Source organism: Streptomyces sp. NPDC002845 (assembly GCF_053591955.1).
Genome location: NZ_JBSFUU010000137.1, coordinates 1 through 15,068, shown reverse-complemented (window position 1 = coordinate 15,068; position 15,068 = coordinate 1). Strand labels below are relative to the sequence as shown.

Genomic DNA, 15,068 nt, shown 5'->3' with positions numbered 1-15,068 from the left:
TCGGTGACCATCAATCGATCACTCGGGAAGGTACGCCCTCCGCGTTCCGCGAGGCACCCCTCCCGAGGCCGATCCACAGGTCTTGAGCATTGCTCCGCAACTCGCCTGCAGAGCAGGGTATTTCACACAAGCGAACCCGCCCCTACCGGCCGCAGACCAACGGCAAAGTGGAGCGGTTCAACCGGACCCTGCTGGACGAATGGGCCTACGCGAAGGCATACCGGACCGAGAGCGAGCGACGCGAGGCATACCCCGTCTGGCTACACACCTACAATCACCACCGCGGACACACCGCGCTCAACGGCCAACCACCAGCCAGCCGCGTCCCCAACCTCACGGGTCAGTACACCTAGAGCGGGCACCGGGGGCAAGGCAGCGTGCTCGCTGGTCCTAGGCTGCAGCGTCGCCGGCGGGCGTGTCTGCTTGACCTGTTTGTGCGAGTCGGCGCAGAGCACTCAGCAACTTGTCACCGAGCACATCAGTGATCACAAGGCTCTCGCCCAGGCTCTCCGATCCGGCGCAGGAGCGGAGGCTCTCTCGGTCGATGAGCGCAGCCCTCTCCGCGACCTCTGCATAGTCCTCGAGCCGGTCGGCAATATGGACATAGCCGAGCGCGCTCAACGCACTGAGAATTTCCACGACGGTCACCAAGTCAGGGCTGTCCGCCGGAATGATCCATTCGCGAGCTTCGGCGATGCGCTGGACTTGCTTCGTGATGCGCGGGTTCTCATTGAGGGTGACGACTGCAGTTGGCTTGGGGGCATGGGCGGGCAGCGCGCTCAGGTCGGCCTCGGCGCCCGCAGCGAGCCGGTGCCGGTCCCGTGGGACTGCGCGGACGGCCTGTTCGAGGCGTACTGGCGCCGCCCGGAGGCGTACCTGGAGGACCACGTACGCCGTGCCGTCTCGGTCTGGACCCGGGTGGGTCCGGAGGCGGAGGAGCGGGCGGTACGGAGTCTCGGCGACGACCTCGCCTCCGGCCGGTGGGCCGCCCGCAACAGTGCCCTCGCGGAGCTGGACGCGGCGGATCTGGGCCTTCGGCTGCTCGTGGCCTGAGCAGGGGTGTTTCCTCGTACCGGGAGCCGGCCGGATCATGAGCCCATGGTGTCGCGCATCGTCGTCCAGTACACAGAGCTTCTGCGGTCGAGTTCCTTCGACCTGTGGGTCCGGCTGAGGGAGATCCTGACGGAGCAGGGGCTCGATCCTGCGCGGACGACCGTCGTCGACCTCCTGCAAGAGGGCCCCGATCACGAGGACGGCCAGATCATCTCCGATGACGACCGGGTCTACAGGTTCCGGCTCTTCTATGACCAGGCGGCAGAGCACGGTGCGCGAAACGCCCGCCTGAGCGACTGGACAGACATCACCGGGTCCTGGGAGAACGGATCTTTGGCAACGCGCACAGCAGGTGCCTTCGCATGGAAGTCCGGCCCGCCCTCTTCGGACTGACGGTCGCGCAGGGTCGGCGGACCTGCGCGGCACATCGCCGGCCGGCCGACCGATGAGTTTCGGGTCGTGCGGAAGTCACCACCTGCAGAACCGGTCACGGGCCGACACGCCCGTACCTGAAGGAGACGCATGGCAAAGCTCATCTACTCGATGGTCACCTCGCTCGACGGCTACGTGTCGGCGACGGAGGGAGGCATCGGCACCGGGGCCGACGACCCGGAGGTGCACACCTTCATCAACGACCTCTTCCGCCCCGTCGGCACGTACCTCTACGGCCGGCGGATGTACGAGACGATGCTGTACTGGGAAACCGCGCTGGAGGAGCCCGACCAGCCGCCGCAGATCCTGCAGTACGCGCGGGACTGGCAGGCCGCGGAGAAGATCGTGTACTCCACGACGCTCGACTCGGTGTCCAGCGCGAAGACCAGCCTCGAGCGGAGCTTCGACCCGGAGGCGGTGCGCAAGCTCAAGGCCGACGCCGAACGCGATTTCACCGTCGACGGCCCGACGCTGGCTGCGCAGGCGATCGAGGTCGGCCTGGTGGACGAGTACCACATGTTCGTCACCACGACCGTGGTCGGCGGCGGCAAGCGGTTCTTCCCCGACGGAGTGCGACTCGACCTTGAGCTGGTCGAGGAGCGGGCCTTCGACAGTGGCGTGATGTACGTGCGCTACCGGACCCGCTGAGCTGTGCCGGCCGTCCTCAAGCGCCGGGCGGGCTGATCTTTCAGCTTGTCCGGCGCTTGAGGACAATTTCAGGGCTCAAGGACTCTCGCCCCGGCTGCACCGCGCAGCGGGGGCGCAGGCGAACCAGTTCGTACGGCCGCCCGCGCGCGGCAGGACACCGAAGCGGGCCCGCCGCCCCCAGGTCTCCGTCATCCCGTCGGTGTCGAGGTCCGCGGTGCCGTGCCAGGCGGTGACACCGGACCGGCGGGGCCGGTGAGCGTCCCCGAAGAGCACCGTACGGGCCCGGCTGCGCAGCCCGTCGGCGGCGATCACCACGTCCTGCCCGGACAGCTCCCGCACATCGCCCACCGTGGACCCGTACCGGATCACCCCCTCGGGAAGCGCCCCCGCCAGGGTCTCCAACAGCGCGATCCGGGCCGTGACATGCACCGGATCGCCGGTGCGGCGGCGCAGCGCGGCCATGTCGACGTTCCCGATGAGCCCGCCGTCGGCCCGTACGAACCTGCCGTACGCCGCGGGCCGGGCGAGCCGCCGCACCGCACCGCCGAGCCCCAGCCCGTCGAGTGCCCGCAGTGCCCCGGGCCACAGCCCGAGCGACGTCCCGGCACAGGGCAGGGCGGGGGCCCGCTCGTGCACCTCGACGTCCCAGCCCTCGGCCCGCAACTGCACGGCGGCGGCGAGGCCCCCGACACCACCGCCCACGACGATCGCTCTTCTCGGCATACACCGACGCTACTATGTTTGTAGTATCCGCACTATATTTATAGTACGGATGGACGGCGGGGTCGACGAAAGGCACGGGGCGCATGCCCAGCAGGCGGGAACAAGTCCTGGACGCGGCAGTGCGGGTGCTCGGCACCGGCGGGCTCCGCGGCCTCACGTACCAGGCGGTCGACAAGGCGGCGGACGCCCCCGCGGGCACCACGTCGAACCACTTCCGCAGCCGCGCGCTCCTGGTCACCGGCGTGGTCGCGCACCTCGAAGAGCTCGACGCCCGCGACTGGAGACACTTCGCCTCGGCCCCGGCCGCCGGCGACCCTGAAGCCCTCGCCGACGCCCTCGCGCACACGGTCCGGCACGCCCTGGGCCCCGCCCGCCACCGCTCCGCCGCCGGCTACGCCCTGGCCCTGGAGGGCATCGCCCGCCTCGAGGTACGGGAACCCCTGGTCAGGGCCCGGCAGGCGCTGATCGAGCTGACCTCGGTCTGGCTGGAGAACGCGGGCTCACCGGCGCCGCGCGACCACGGCCGGGTCCTCTTCGACCACCTGGACGGCCTGATCTTCCATCAGATCACCACGCCGGAACCGGACTTCGACCCCCGCCCGGACATCCGCACGGTGCTTGGCGCGTTCCTTCCACTTGCTCCGCCCGGGGCGGGCGGGAAGCGCTGAGGAAGCCCTCATGGGGGTGCCCGGCCGCGCTGGGAGTCCGCGAAGAACCCGGAGCCACCCCCAGGGGCTCCGCCCCCGTTCCCCCGATCGCCCTCCGGGCTCTTCCTCAAGCGCCGGACGGGCTCGTTTGGATCCCCTCCCCGCCCCTTCCCGAAAGTCCTGCGGACAGCTGTCCTCAAGCGCCGGACGGGCTGGCTGGGGAAGCCGCAAGTCCGGCCGACCGCCCCGGGGGCCAGCCCCCGGACCCCCGCTCCTCAAACGCCGGAGGGGCTGAATTTCGGCGAGGATGCCCGCGTAGTGCGCTGCGAGGGCGCCGACGATCGGCGCGGCCTCCGGGGTGTCGGCTCCGGTGCCGGCCGCGAGGGCGGGCAGGACCTGGGCGCGGACCGCCTCGGCGAGGATGCGGGGCAGGCCCGAGGTGTCGTCCGGGGCCCGGTCGGCGGCCAGATCCTGCGCCATACGGTTCAAGGTGGCGCGGAAACCACGGTCGTCGATGAGTTCGGCCAGCTCGATCCACGCCTCGATCTGCCCGGCCTCGGGATCGTCCGGCAACTCGGGTGTCAGCGACCGCCGGACACCGGTGAACGCGGGATGCCCGTGCAGGCCGTCGAACACGGAGTCCAGGAAGTCGTCGATCAGGAGCCGCCGCTCGGCGACGGACAGCTGGGCGAGCCGGTGCAGGTCGTCCACCTCCCGGGCCGTCGACCCGCGCCTCGCCACCGTGGTCAGTACGGCACGGCGTCGGCGCAGCACACGGATCTGCACGTCCAGCGCCTCGGCATGGGTCGCCGCCACCCGGGCAAGGGACGTCTCCTGCGCCATGACCTCACGGATCGCGGCCAGCCCGATGTCCAGCTCCCGCAGCGTGCGGACGAGTTCGAGACGGGCGACGGCGTCGGCACCGTACAGCCGGTACCCGGCCCCGGTGCGGTCGGCCGGGGGGCACCAGCCCGGAATCCGCGTAGAACCTGATGGATTTCACTGTCAGCCCAGTCCGCCGGGCCAGCTCACCTCTCGAAAAGAGCGTCTCGCCGTTCATCCCCCCAGCCTCCTGTCTCTCCCCCACACGGGAGACTCAAGCCGGGCCGCGGCGAAGGGGTTCCGCAGAACGGGACCCGCGTCCTTCAGGACGAGCAGGACGAACCCGGCCGCACCCGCCTGCAGCGTGCCGTACACGTACGCGTCGAGGCCGAAGGCCGTCACGATGACCACACGCAGCGGACCGGCGCCCCCGGCCCGTACGAGTCACGGCCCGGCAGGGCCCCGGGGTGTGCGGGCCGGGCGGAGACCGGCCGGGTGCACCCTCGGGGCCGACGCCCGGCAGAGCGTCACGTGAGTTCGAGCGTCCACGTCGAATGCGTGAGCACCTGCGTGATCATGGCCGGCACCGCCACACCCGGAAGCAGATAACGCCACATGCGCTCCACCAGGACCGGGAGGTCGCTCCGGCGTGTGGTGGCGGCGGTGTACATCTGCATCCCGGTGCACGCCTCGAGGATGAACTCCGCCAGCTCCCGGGGCTCGACCCCGGGCTGCAGCTCGCCCGCGCGCTGCGCCTCCTCCAGGTCGTCACCGAGGATCGACACCCAGGACTCGTACGGCGAACCCACGTGGGCCTGATAGGTGCCCCGCTCGCTCGTGAGACGGACCCCGGCGCGCAGCAGGGGGTCGGTCTGGAGCTGGTGCGCCCAGACGATGGTGGCGTCGACCACGCGCTGCAGGCGCTGTGACTCGAGGCGCGGGAGGATGGTGCGCGACTGGGCCTCCATCACGGCGTCGGCCAGCGCTTCCTTCGACTTGAAGTGGAAGTAGACCGCGCCCGGAGTGGTCCCGCACCGCTCCACGATCTTGGCCACTGGTCGGGCGTTGTCGCGCTCAGCTCCTGCCGGCTCGGTTCGTCGGGACGGTGCAGGTTCGCGAACCAGTAGGTCTCGCCCGACTCCCGGACCAGGTAACCGAAGAAGGCCCACTTACCGAAGATGAAGTGCTGTGCGCCGGTAGTGGGAGCCAGCCCGGTGCCGCGGCTGTACCCGCCGATGCTGAGCAGCCCGGTGAAGCGCGGGGCCTGCGCCTCGGGGTCGAGCAGGCGCCGGGTACGGGAGTGGATGCCGTCGGCGCCGATGAGGAGGTCACCGGTGGCCTCGGTACCGTCGGTGAACCGTGCCGCCACGCCGGTGGGCAGGGTCCGGTAGGTGTCGAGGCGTTTGCCGTACTCGATGGCGATGCCGCGGGCGCGGACCTCTGCGCGCAGCACCTTCAGCAACTCGCCGCGCCGGACACAGACGCTCACCGTGCCGTCCGGCAGTGCGGTTCCGTTGGCGACGACGCCGAGCCGCTTCCCGGTGCCGCTCCACATGATCATGCGCGGGATGGGGGATCCGTCGGCCTGGTGGGCGATGTCGATGTCGATGGCCCGCAGCGCGCTGAGGCCGTTGGAGGCGGTGTTCAGGAACAACCCCGCGTAGTCGGCGGGCCGGCTGTACGCCTCGTACACCACCGGCTCGATGCCGGCACGCCGCAGTGCCAGGGCCGTGGTCAGGCCGCCGATTCCGCTGCCGATGAGCAATGCCTTCGTCATTGTGGCCTCCGCCGCTGACCGGTAGTCTGATAACACACAGTTATTTAGTTCGGTCGAACGAAATATATGGAGAGGGTGGCTCGGATGTCAAGGGACACGGATCGACGCGGTGAGCTGCTTGCCGCGCTGCACCAGGCGGGCCGCGAGCACAGCAACGCCGCGGTGATGTTCCACTCCGCTGTCGGTGCCCGGATGGGGCTGGGTGTGACCGAGGAGAAGACTCTCGACCTGCTGGAACGGGAGGGGGCCCTGACCGCAGGCGAGATCGCCGCGAGAACTGGGCTGGCGCCCGCGTCGGTGAGCGGACTGATCGACCGGTTGGAGCGCAAGGGATTTGTCCGTCGGGCGCGTGACCGCGACGACGGTCGCCGGGTGATCGTCGAGATCAACCGGGAACACGTGGCGAGCTTCGGTGCTCTCTTCGCGACCTTCGTCGCCGGGCTGGAAGCGCTGTACGCCGACTACTCCGACGAGCAGCTCACTGTGATTCTCGACTTCCTGCGCCGGTCGGCCGCCATCCAGCGGGAGGCCACCGGTGAGATGGCCGGGCACACGTGACAGCGACCGGCACCGCTGGAGGCGAGGCCGTGCGGCGGTGCCGGCCGATCCCTGCACGAACTGGACAACCACGCTGGACAGATGGGGCGGATTCCGCCAGGGAACGCAGGTACGGACACGCCACCGGACTCTGTTGATCAACGACCGCCGGTTGCGAGCCGGATGTCCAACCCCGCCACCGGCAAGGCATACGGCACGGCTCCGGCCTGGGCGCCCCACGGTGGGTCGTGGAGCGCGCGTTCGCCCATATGCACTGGTTCCGCCGCCTGCGGATCCGCTGGGAGGTACGCGACGACATCCACGAAGCATTCCTCACCCTCGGATGCGCGCTCATCTGCCGGCGGCGACTGCACGCTCTGCCGAGCGAGGGCCGGCTAGCCCTCCCGCGCCCACGGCCGCAGCTTCTCCGGGTTGCGGACCGCCCAGATCCGGGTGACGCGCCCGTCGGAGACGTCGAACGAGGCTACGGTCATGACGACGCTGGCACGCTGGGCCACCAGGCCCGGCACACCGTTGACCGACCGCTCCAGGAGTTCGAGCCCCGGAGCCATATCAGCAATGGCGACCATGTACCGGGCGATGCGCGCGCCGCCCTCGACCGGGCGCAGGACGGTGCCGACCATGCCGCCGCCGTCGGCGGTCATCACGGCGGCCGGGTCGAGGAGACCGACGAGGGCTGCGATGTCCTTGCTCTCCCATGCCTTTTTGACGTGCCTCACCACGTCGGCCTGGCCGGTCGCCGTCACCGGAGCGCGCGCGACGCTCACCCGCCGCCGGGCGGAGGCCGCCAGCTGCTTGCAGGCCGCAGGGGTCCGGCCGAGAACGCCGGCGATCTCGGCGAACGGGTACCGGAAGACGTCATGCAGGACGAACGCCACCCGCTCGGCGGGCGTCATCGACTCCAGGACGACGAGGAAGGCCATGGACACCGACTCGTCCAGGACGATCTGGTCGGCAGGGTCCGCAGGGCCGGTGGGGCCGGTGCCGCCCGCGTGGTCCCACTCGGCGCGGTCGGGCAGCGGCTCGGGCAGCCACGCGCCGACATAACGTTCACGGCGGGCCCGCGCCGAGCCGAGCAGATCCAGGCAGATGCGGCCGGTCACCGTCGTCAGCCAGGCACCCGGGGACAGGATCTCCTCCTGCCGGCTTCGTGGCAGCCCGTACCAGCGTGCGTAGGCATCCTGCACGGCGTCCTCGGCCTCGGTCACCGAACCGAGCAACCGGTAAGCGACATTGATCAGTTGGCGTCGCTCGCCGGCTATCTCATCTGTGCTGTTCCCGACAGTCCCCATGCTTCCGGCCGCCCCCTCGCCTTACCTTTCGCAGGCCCGCGTCGTCGGTCTGGTGAGACCTTATCGATCTACTGCCCGAGGGCGGACAAGGGGAACTGTGACATGGCCACTCAGGCGACGGCGAACGCACCGCGCGGCTCCTCGTTCCTGCAGATCGCGATCGCCCTGCAGACCCTGACCATCTTCCTTCAGGCGGTCTCCGCCGGACTGCTGCTGACCTCGTCCTACGGAGAGGTGCTGCACAGTGTCGGAGCCCGTGTGATGTACGGGGCGTCGATGCTGTATGTGCTCGCGGCGGTGCTGTCGTGGAAGCCGGGCGGCGGCTCGCCCCGGCCTGTCTGGCATGCGTCAGGTTTCCTCGTACTCGCCTCGGTCCAGGTCGTGCTCGGCATCGCGCACGTCCCGTCGGTCCATCTCCCCCTGGGTGTCATGATGTTCGGCCTGAGTGTGCTGACGCTGTCCCGGCGCTACTGAGTTTCGCCTTGGGGACTGCGCCACCGCCAGAACCTCGTCCTCGCCGAGGCCGGGATCGAGGACCCAGTGACCTTCGAGGAGGAGCCCGGCACCTCCAGCCGTCTGCACCCGCTCCAGCACCCGAAGTTCAGCGAGCTGCTCACCTACGCGCGGCCGGGCGACGCCGTGCACAACTCCGAGATGTTCCGCCTCGTACGCGGCACCGGGCACATCCTCGACGTGCTGGACGTCCTGCACACCGGCCGTCTCGCCCTGCGCATCCACGACGGCACGTTCTCCGCGATGGACCTCACCGCACGCCACCCGCGCACCGGAGAGCTGCTGACCACCGTGAAGTTCATGGTGCAGACCCTCGCGGCCGCCGGTGAACTCCAGCGCGACCTCCAGCGGGAACTGACCTACGACGGGCTACGGGCCGCCGAGGCGAAGGGCAACAAGGGCGGGCGCCGCCCGGCCGTCAAGAATGAGAAGACCGACGGCGTGCGCGCGGCGTACCTGGGCGGTCAGTCCATCGCCAGCCTCGCCCGCGAGCACGACGTCAGCCGCGGGGCTATCCGGGGCTCGGGGAGCAGCGGACCAGGGAACACCGCTACGGCGTTCAGTTTACTGAACAGGGGGTGGGTGATTGTGGGGGTCAGCGTTTAATGCGGCTGCGCATGGCCAGGACGGCCAGCGCGAGCAGTACGGGCTCGGTGAAGCGGCTGACCATCTCGGTGTAGGTGCCCCAGGTGGTGAGGTCCTGGCCGCTGGAGCGGAACACGACGGAGTTCAGCACCACTTGCAGGGCCTGGTCGAAGCGTTCCCCGGTGAATCGGTCTCCGACGGGCAGCGTCAGCTGTGGGTCCTGCTTGTCCACGATCAGCGTCACCGGTCCGCCGTTGGCCGGAAGGGTGCCGGTGGCTGTCTGTTTCGGGGATGAGTCGGGCAGGCCAAGCCCCATCATCAGCACGATGGTGGCTGCCGCGGCAGCCACCAGCCACCCTAGGGCGCGTGAGGCACGCAGCCCGTAACCGGACAGCAACCAGTACCCCCGTAGCAGCCCCCGTTCGCCGGGCGGGGTGCCGGTGTAGTCGTGGCGGCGCATCTCCATCTCGCCGTAGTAGAAGTCGGCGGCGCCGGGTTCGTTCTTGCCGTCCTCGAACGCCTTGCGTAGCTGCCGGTAGATGGCGGCGACGTCTTCCGGGTCGGGGGCCAGGTCGGGGTCTGGGTGGTGCGGTCCGGTGCGCCAATGCCGGGGGGAAGGGGCCTGGCCCGGGGGTATGGCGGACTGGCCAGACGCCTGGGCGCGCCAGTGGTGTTCCTCGGCCAGGGTGCGCCGGGGGCTCCACCGGCAGAGCCATATGTGGTGGCGGTGGCGGGGGCCGGTGGGGGTGGGGGCGAAGGTGCAGCGGCCTTCGAGGCGGAGCTGGTCGAGGTGGAAGGCGCCGGCGAACAGGCAGTCGCTCAGGTCGGTGTCGGTCAGCATGAGGTGTGCGGCGTCCACCCCGCGTACCGAGACCACCCGCACCCCGGCCTCGGAAGTCTGCAGCAGATCCTCGGCCACCGTCGTATCGGTCTTGATGTTGATGAAGGGAGCGGGGTGTGCGGTGACCGCCACGGGGAACGACAGCACCCCGTGGCTGAGGTCCACGGTCGCGTAACGCAGGCGCAGCGTTGCCGTCGACTCCCAGCGCGTCCTGACGCAGCGCACCTCGTCACCCGCCGCGATCTCCAGCGTCACGGGAACCTCGAACACCGCACCGGACAGATCCACCGTCCCGCTGCACACCACGGGCCCGAACCGTGTCATCACAGCAAATCGTGCTCCGACAAATGCGACGTGCCTGGCGAACCGTGCGTCGTCGAACCAGGTGGGGCCAGAGAACGTCGCCCAGTCGAAGACGGCGTGCCCGGTCACGTGCACCTCGGTGAACAGCGCGGTGCTAGAGAACTGCGCACCGACGAACCCGGCAGTGCCAGAGAAGGCCAAAAACCGCGCCCCGTAGAACCCGGCGTCGCCGGAGAACTGCGCACCGTTGAAGTCGGCGTCGCCGGAGAACTGCGCCCAGCCGAACCCGGCAGTGCCGGAGAACTGCGCCTCGATGAACCAGGCGGTGCCGGAGAACTGCGCACCGATGAACCCGGCAGTGCCGGAGAACTGCGCCTCGTTGAACCAGGCGTTGGAGAACTGCGCACCGTTGAAGTCGGCGGTGCCGGAGAACTGCGCACCCACGAACCGGGCGGTCCCGGCGGTGTCGGAGAACTGCGCACCGACGAACCAGGCGGTGCCGGAGAACTGCGCACCGTTGAAGTCGGCGGTGCCGGAGAACTGCGCACCGTTGAAGTCGGCGGTGCCGAGGTGGGGGTTTCCGGTGGTGGGGTCGTGGAGGGCTTGGAGGAGGGCTTGGAGGAGGGGTTCGGTGAAGGTGGTGCCGCGGTGGTCGATGTCCGCGCCCGGGGTCAGGCCGGTGAGGTAGGTGGTGCGGTCGGTGTCGTTCAGGTGGGCGAGGCATGCGGTGTGGCCGGGGACGTGGATGCCTCGGCAGCCGACGGGGTCGGTGGCGGGGTCGGCGCCGTGTCCGCAGTGCGGCCAGGACGGCGGGGCGGGTGCGGGGGCCGGTGGTGTGCTCATGGCCTGGGGACTCCGGGCTTTCGGCTCGTGACGGGCTGAGGGAACGCTGTCTGCCGGGGTTGTGCGGTGGCAGACGGGCGACAGGGGTTCGCTGGGTTTCCCCGGGTCAGGGCCTGCCGTGCCGGAAGGGGTTGTACGCCGTGAAGGGGTCTTCGTCGGTCTCCCCGCGGCGTCGGCGTTCGGCCTGGTAGGCGGTCCAGGCGAGGTCACCCTGCCGGGTGGAGCGCCACGGGGTTCCTGTGCGGTCGCAGAACTCGGCGTAGCTCAGGTCGGGTTCGGCCAGCCTGCGCCGCCGTTCGGCGCGCGGGTCATGGCCGACCCGGGCGGCTTGCAGGTCGTCCACGCGCCGGGCGCGGGCCAGTTCGTCGATGTCGAAGGCGATCCGCCGCAGGATGGCCGCGATCCGGGGCAGCCGGACCGGCACGGCGCACGTGTCGGGGAAGTCGGCCTCGGGGCGGAGGTTGGCGGCTGGCGGGTACGGCTTGGCCTCCAGGTGGTCGATCCACTCGGCGCACTGCCGCAGCCACCCCACTTCATCGTGCAGACGCTCGGCGATGCTCGCGCGGCCGGACAGCTCCTCGTCGTCGCTGCCGTCCGGGTCCTCCGGGGCCGGCCAGCCCGCCGCACGCAGCTGTCCGAGCTCGGCGTCCAGGGCATCGACGTCGGCGTTCTTGGTGAGCTGGTGCACCCGGGTCGGCGACAGCTCCGCCGCCTCGGCGACCTTCCGCACCGACATCTTCTCGCCCCGGGCTGCGGCCAGGGCCCAGTCCCGTTCCCGCTCGGCCTGCTCCAGCCGCCACGTCGCCCGCCGCACCCGCGCCAGCACCCGCCGCTCCCGGCGGAACGTCCTCAGCCACTCACCCGTCACCCCCGACACCCTGCCACCTCGCCCGACACCGCTACCGGGCGTTCAGCAAACTGAACGCCATATCGGTGTTCCCTGCTCCGCTACTCCCCGAGCCCCAGGTGGGCGGCCGGGCGGTGACGATGATCCCGCACCGCACGTCCGGCGTGGAGGAGACCATGCTCCCGCCGGACTACCAGCGCATCCTGGCCGTCGTGCGGGAGGCTGCCGGGCCGGTCATGGCTCGGCAGGTCGGCGAGGTGCTGGGGGTGGACGTCAGCGTGCGGGCCAGACTGGAGCCGTTGCGCGGGAAGCTGGTCAGGCTGGCCGACCGCGGCTGGCTTCGGAAACTGCCCGACGGCCGGTTCACCACTCGCCTGTGACCAGGGAGGCTGCCGCCCTGATGGCACTCATTGACTGAATTCCCCACCCCTGCTCTGTTCCCAAGTCTGCTTATCCGGGACGTTTTCTCTGCCCGTGCAGCGATCCGTACGACCCTTGATGGTGCGGGAGCGCGGGGCGCGCCTACGGCAGCGGGGTTTGCATGTGCCGTAGCGGCATGTGGTCCAGTAGGCGGCGAGCACGACATCGAGAGGTTCCCGCGCATGCCCCTTCCTGCGATTCCCCGCCGGGTCAAGATCGGCGATGCCGCCGCGTTCGCCGGGACCACACCCCGCGCCATCCGCCACTACCACGCCATCGGGCTCCTCGCCGAACCGGAACGCGGTAGCGACGACCGCCGCCGCTACGTATACGACGACATGATCCGCCTGCTGCGGATCCGCAAGATGGCTGATGCGGGTATCTCCCTGGACGACATCCGGGCCAGCTTTGAGGGCGCCACCGGCATCGAGCAGTCCCTGGCCCGGCTGGAGGAGTCCCTCGTCTCCAAGGCGGCCGCCATCGAAGCCCAGCGGGCCGCCGTGCACCGCCTCCGCGAGGTGGGCAGCCCCCTGGGCCTGCTCTCACCGCTGGTCAGTGGCCGCCTGCATGATCTGACGCCCGGGGCCCTGCGCCCGGCCGATCTCGATACCCTTCTGGTCACGGAGCGTATCTTCGGCTCCCTGGGCGCCGCCGTCCAGGCCAACCGGTTCATCGTCCTGGCCAACCACCCCGAGCTGCGGGCCGAGGAAGACCGCCTGGCCGAGGCCGAGGCGGCCTTGGCCGACACCATGTCCCCCGACGACCCCCGCATCGAAGACCTGGCTGCCCAGCGGTGTGCTCATGAGACCGCCTTGGGAGCCACCACGACAGATCCGGCCTGGACGAGGCCCTCGACGGCCTCCTGGACCAGGAGGCCGAGCACGCTGGCGAGGAGGAAGGCGAGGCGAGGATGAGCCCGGTGGAGGCCATCGGCAAGATGCCGTACGACTTCTCCCCGGCCCGCGTCCGGTACGAGGAACGTGTCATCGAACTTCTTTCACTCGGCCGATCAGGACGGCGACACCCCACGGACCTGCTGACTGGCATCGGCGCTCGGGGCGAGCCCGACAAGATCAGCCCGGAATGGTGCAGCACGAACGTAACCACGGTGCCCCCAGCGGCCGTTGGGCACTGTACCTTGATCCACCGCACCCAAGGCCCAGTAGTCGTACCTGTACCCTCCGCGTACGAAGCGAATGTGGTCGCGGGCCACGATCGGACGTCCAGAGTGTTCAGCCTCGTCCGAGGCTGGCGGGCAGTGGGACACTTTCAGTGAGCGTCGGTGACACCAGTCGGTCCCTGCGCCTGAAGATGACAGCTTGTCAGGACTGTATGACTGGCCCAGGAACCGCACAGACACGTTGCCGACGCATGAGCGACCGAAGCGACGCAGGTTTTGCAGTGCATCCGTGCGGATCGCGTGCCGGTGAGGGCTTGTCGCGGAGTTAGTCGCTTTGGTCGCTTGCGTCGCTGGCCTCAACCGCCGGCACAGCGACCGAAGCAGAGCGACTCAGCAATCCATCAGTCGCTCCCGACCTGCCGTGAAAAAACACAGCTCAGAGGCACGGCGGTTGTGGATCAGCGACCGAAGCGACCAAAGGTCTCCGTATATGAGGGAGTTCAAGCTCATACGTGTGTGTCATATACAGAAGGCTTCAGTCGCTTCGGTCGCTGATCTGGAGTCTGTGAGCCTGTGACCTGCATGTTTCTGGAATCCGTAACACAGCGACTCACGGCGCCTCGATCGCTGCGCCGTTCTCTTCGGTCGCTGTGCTGGCGGATCCTCGACCGAATTGTCGACGCGGTTCCCTGCTTCTGGCACGCCCTCCCCACCCGCCCCTTCTGTGTTCGCTAAGGTGTGTCCGTTGTTGAGTCGCTTCGGTCGCTGTCAGGGGGTGTACATGACTGCTGAGCTGCAGCTTTCCATCAGCGACTCACGGCAGACCGCCTCCGGCCCGTCAGTCGCTGAACTGCCGCTTGAAACGGCCCGTTGGTGTGCCCGCCAGGGATGGCCCGTGCACCCGCTCGCCCCAGGCCGGAAGACACCGGCGGCCAACTGCGAGGCCTGTCGGCAGCCAGGCCACACCCCCACCGGCTGCGGGTGCCTGACTGCGGGCCGCTGGTGCCACGGATTCCACGCGGCCACGCTCGACCAGCGACGCATCAGCCGCTGGTGGGGCTCCAACTCTCAATTCGGCGTCGGTATCGCGTGCGGCCCCGCAGGCCTGGTCGTCATCGACATCGACGCCCACACGGCCCAGCCCCCCGGCCGGGACCGGATCCTTCCCGGTATCCCCATCGGCGACCACGTCGACCTGACCGGCATGTCCACGGGCTTCCACACACTCGCCGTCCTGGCTGCCCTCCGAGGCGTACGCAGCCCTGCCGAGGACGAGTCCACCCTCCGCGTCCGCACCCCGTCCGGAGGCCTGCACGTGTGGTACCGGGCGGCGGACCTCCGCCGCTGGCAGTGCTCGAGCGGCTCCAGCCCGGGCCGCGCGCTCGCCTGGCAGGTCGACGTCCGCGCCCACGGCGGCTACATCATCGCCCCGGGCACCACCACCAACTCCGGCACCTACACCCCGGTCGACGACATCCGCCAGCCGGCCGCCCTCCCGCCCTGGCTTGCGCAGGAACTTGAACGCACCGGCCACCTGCCCCCACCCAACGGGGTGCCGATGTAATCGGGGTGGCCGTGCCGACGTATTAGGGGTGGGCGTGCCGGTCGGGGCCTCGCTGAGGGCGGGCCGGTATCGGTTCTGGC

15 protein-coding genes and 6 pseudogenes are annotated in these 15,068 nt (G+C 69.7%); 12 read left to right on the top strand and 9 right to left on the bottom strand.

Annotated features, from left to right (window positions below; all coding sequences use genetic code 11):
- Positions 1-119 precede the first annotated feature (119 nt).
- Positions 120-353: pseudogene (locus ACWD3C_RS46070) on the top strand (integrase core domain-containing protein); the annotation flags it as partial.
- 37 nt (positions 354-390) lie between these two features.
- On the opposite strand, the gene ACWD3C_RS46065 reads toward ACWD3C_RS46070, so the two are convergent.
- The gene (locus ACWD3C_RS46065) at positions 391-648 is read right to left on the bottom strand and encodes a hypothetical protein (RefSeq protein ID WP_451154384.1); all 258 of its coding nucleotides are present in this window, start codon (positions 646-648) and stop codon (positions 391-393) included.
- A 141-nt stretch (positions 649-789) separates the two neighbouring features.
- Here ACWD3C_RS46065 and ACWD3C_RS46060 point away from each other — a divergent pair.
- The 3 genes and pseudogenes from ACWD3C_RS46060 to ACWD3C_RS46050 all read left to right on the top strand — a co-directional run.
- A pseudogene (locus ACWD3C_RS46060) lies at positions 790-1,053 on the top strand (MerR family transcriptional regulator); the annotation flags it as partial.
- Positions 1,054-1,098: 45 nt separating this feature from the next.
- Complete coding sequence (locus ACWD3C_RS46055; protein WP_451154382.1) at positions 1,099-1,446, top strand: hypothetical protein; 348 nt, start codon at positions 1,099-1,101, stop codon at positions 1,444-1,446.
- Between the two features lie 129 nt (positions 1,447-1,575).
- Positions 1,576-2,133 carry a dihydrofolate reductase family protein gene (locus ACWD3C_RS46050; RefSeq protein ID WP_451154380.1) on the top strand — a complete coding sequence of 186 codons (558 nt, stop codon included), beginning with the start codon at positions 1,576-1,578 and terminating at the stop codon, positions 2,131-2,133.
- Between the two features lie 75 nt (positions 2,134-2,208).
- Here the strand turns inward: ACWD3C_RS46050 and ACWD3C_RS46045 are convergent, their stop codons facing one another.
- Positions 2,209-2,856, bottom strand: coding sequence for an NAD(P)-binding protein (locus ACWD3C_RS46045; protein ID WP_451154378.1), 648 nt, complete (start codon positions 2,854-2,856; stop codon positions 2,209-2,211).
- Positions 2,857-2,939: 83 nt separating this feature from the next.
- Here ACWD3C_RS46045 and ACWD3C_RS46040 point away from each other — a divergent pair, with 83 nt between their 5' ends.
- The gene (locus ACWD3C_RS46040) at positions 2,940-3,524 is read left to right on the top strand and encodes a TetR/AcrR family transcriptional regulator (RefSeq protein ID WP_451154376.1); all 585 of its coding nucleotides are present in this window, start codon (positions 2,940-2,942) and stop codon (positions 3,522-3,524) included.
- A 961-nt stretch (positions 3,525-4,485) separates the two neighbouring features.
- On the opposite strand, the pseudogene ACWD3C_RS46035 reads toward ACWD3C_RS46040, so the two are convergent.
- The 4 genes and pseudogenes from ACWD3C_RS46035 to ACWD3C_RS46020 form a co-directional block, all read right to left on the bottom strand.
- Positions 4,486-4,563, bottom strand: a pseudogene (locus ACWD3C_RS46035) (hypothetical protein); the annotation flags it as partial.
- Positions 4,560-4,736, bottom strand: a complete 177-nt coding sequence (locus ACWD3C_RS46030) for a hypothetical protein (protein WP_451154374.1) — start codon at positions 4,734-4,736, stop codon at positions 4,560-4,562. The gene ACWD3C_RS46030 and the pseudogene ACWD3C_RS46035, both read right to left, overlap by 4 nt.
- Positions 4,737-4,852: 116 nt before the next feature.
- On the bottom strand, positions 4,853-5,380 hold the full coding sequence (locus tag ACWD3C_RS46025) for a ScbR family autoregulator-binding transcription factor (RefSeq protein ID WP_451154372.1): 528 nt from the start codon (positions 5,378-5,380) through the stop codon (positions 4,853-4,855).
- On the bottom strand, positions 5,293-6,102 hold the full coding sequence (locus ACWD3C_RS46020; RefSeq protein ID WP_451154370.1) for an FAD-dependent oxidoreductase: 810 nt from the start codon (positions 6,100-6,102) through the stop codon (positions 5,293-5,295). The genes ACWD3C_RS46025 and ACWD3C_RS46020 overlap by 88 nt, the downstream gene beginning before the upstream one ends.
- Positions 6,103-6,186: 84 nt before the next feature.
- On the opposite strand from ACWD3C_RS46020, the gene ACWD3C_RS46015 reads away from it, so the two are divergent.
- Together ACWD3C_RS46015 and ACWD3C_RS46010 are read left to right on the top strand one after the other, a co-directional pair.
- Positions 6,187-6,660 (top strand): MarR family winged helix-turn-helix transcriptional regulator, encoded by a 474-nt coding sequence (locus tag ACWD3C_RS46015; protein ID WP_451154368.1) that lies wholly within the window; start codon positions 6,187-6,189, stop codon positions 6,658-6,660.
- Positions 6,661-6,851: 191 nt separating this feature from the next.
- Positions 6,852-6,998 (top strand): annotated as a pseudogene (locus ACWD3C_RS46010) (transposase); the annotation flags it as partial.
- Between the two features lie 36 nt (positions 6,999-7,034).
- Here the strand turns inward: ACWD3C_RS46010 and sigJ are convergent.
- Complete coding sequence (gene sigJ / locus ACWD3C_RS46005; protein ID WP_451154366.1) at positions 7,035-7,952, bottom strand: RNA polymerase sigma factor SigJ; 918 nt, start codon at positions 7,950-7,952, stop codon at positions 7,035-7,037.
- 102 nt (positions 7,953-8,054) lie between these two features.
- On the opposite strand from sigJ, the gene ACWD3C_RS46000 reads away from it, so the two are divergent.
- Both ACWD3C_RS46000 and ACWD3C_RS45995 read left to right on the top strand, forming a co-directional pair.
- Entirely contained in the window at positions 8,055-8,426 is a 372-nt protein-coding gene (locus tag ACWD3C_RS46000; RefSeq protein ID WP_451154364.1) for a hypothetical protein, read from the top strand.
- Positions 8,427-8,441: 15 nt separating this feature from the next.
- On the top strand, positions 8,442-9,071 hold the full coding sequence (locus ACWD3C_RS45995; protein WP_451154386.1) for a recombinase family protein: 630 nt from the start codon (positions 8,442-8,444) through the stop codon (positions 9,069-9,071).
- On the opposite strand, the gene ACWD3C_RS45990 is transcribed toward ACWD3C_RS45995, so the two are convergent.
- Together ACWD3C_RS45990 and ACWD3C_RS45985 are read right to left on the bottom strand one after the other, a co-directional pair.
- Positions 9,061-11,037, bottom strand: coding sequence for a pentapeptide repeat-containing protein (locus ACWD3C_RS45990; protein ID WP_451154362.1), 1,977 nt, complete (start codon positions 11,035-11,037; stop codon positions 9,061-9,063). The two genes, ACWD3C_RS45995 and ACWD3C_RS45990, sit on opposite strands and share 11 nt — an antisense overlap.
- Positions 11,038-11,143: 106 nt before the next feature.
- Complete coding sequence (locus ACWD3C_RS45985; RefSeq protein WP_451154360.1) at positions 11,144-11,914, bottom strand: hypothetical protein; 771 nt, start codon at positions 11,912-11,914, stop codon at positions 11,144-11,146.
- A gap of 56 nt (positions 11,915-11,970) precedes the next feature.
- On the opposite strand from ACWD3C_RS45985, the gene ACWD3C_RS45980 reads away from it, so the two are divergent.
- From ACWD3C_RS45980 to ACWD3C_RS45970, 3 genes and pseudogenes are all read left to right on the top strand, one after another.
- The gene (locus ACWD3C_RS45980; protein WP_451154358.1) at positions 11,971-12,264 is read left to right on the top strand and encodes a hypothetical protein; all 294 of its coding nucleotides are present in this window, start codon (positions 11,971-11,973) and stop codon (positions 12,262-12,264) included.
- A 222-nt stretch (positions 12,265-12,486) separates the two neighbouring features.
- Positions 12,487-13,337, top strand: a pseudogene (locus tag ACWD3C_RS45975) (MerR family transcriptional regulator); the annotation flags it as partial.
- Positions 13,338-14,205: 868 nt separating this feature from the next.
- Positions 14,206-14,973 (top strand): annotated as a pseudogene (locus ACWD3C_RS45970) (bifunctional DNA primase/polymerase); the annotation flags it as partial.
- Positions 14,974-15,068: the final 95 nt, after the last annotated feature.

Excerpts from the sequence above, each read along its gene's own strand:
- ACWD3C_RS46000 (WP_451154364.1), top strand. The coding sequence starts at position 8,055 with ATGGCCACTCAGGCGACGGCGAACGCACCGCGCGGCTCCTCGTTCCTG.
- ACWD3C_RS46055 (WP_451154382.1), top strand. The coding sequence starts at position 1,099 with ATGGTGTCGCGCATCGTCGTCCAGTACACAGAGCTTCTGCGGTCGAGT.
- ACWD3C_RS46045 (WP_451154378.1), bottom strand. The coding sequence starts at position 2,856 with ATGCCGAGAAGAGCGATCGTCGTGGGCGGTGGTGTCGGGGGCCTCGCC.
- sigJ (WP_451154366.1), bottom strand. The coding sequence starts at position 7,952 with ATGGGGACTGTCGGGAACAGCACAGATGAGATAGCCGGCGAGCGACGC.
- ACWD3C_RS46020 (WP_451154370.1), bottom strand. The coding sequence starts at position 6,102 with ATGACGAAGGCATTGCTCATCGGCAGCGGAATCGGCGGCCTGACCACG.
- ACWD3C_RS46015 (WP_451154368.1), top strand. The coding sequence starts at position 6,187 with ATGTCAAGGGACACGGATCGACGCGGTGAGCTGCTTGCCGCGCTGCAC.
- ACWD3C_RS45990 (WP_451154362.1), bottom strand. The coding sequence starts at position 11,037 with ATGAGCACACCACCGGCCCCCGCACCCGCCCCGCCGTCCTGGCCGCAC.
- ACWD3C_RS46050 (WP_451154380.1), top strand. The coding sequence starts at position 1,576 with ATGGCAAAGCTCATCTACTCGATGGTCACCTCGCTCGACGGCTACGTG.
- ACWD3C_RS46040 (WP_451154376.1), top strand. The coding sequence starts at position 2,940 with ATGCCCAGCAGGCGGGAACAAGTCCTGGACGCGGCAGTGCGGGTGCTC.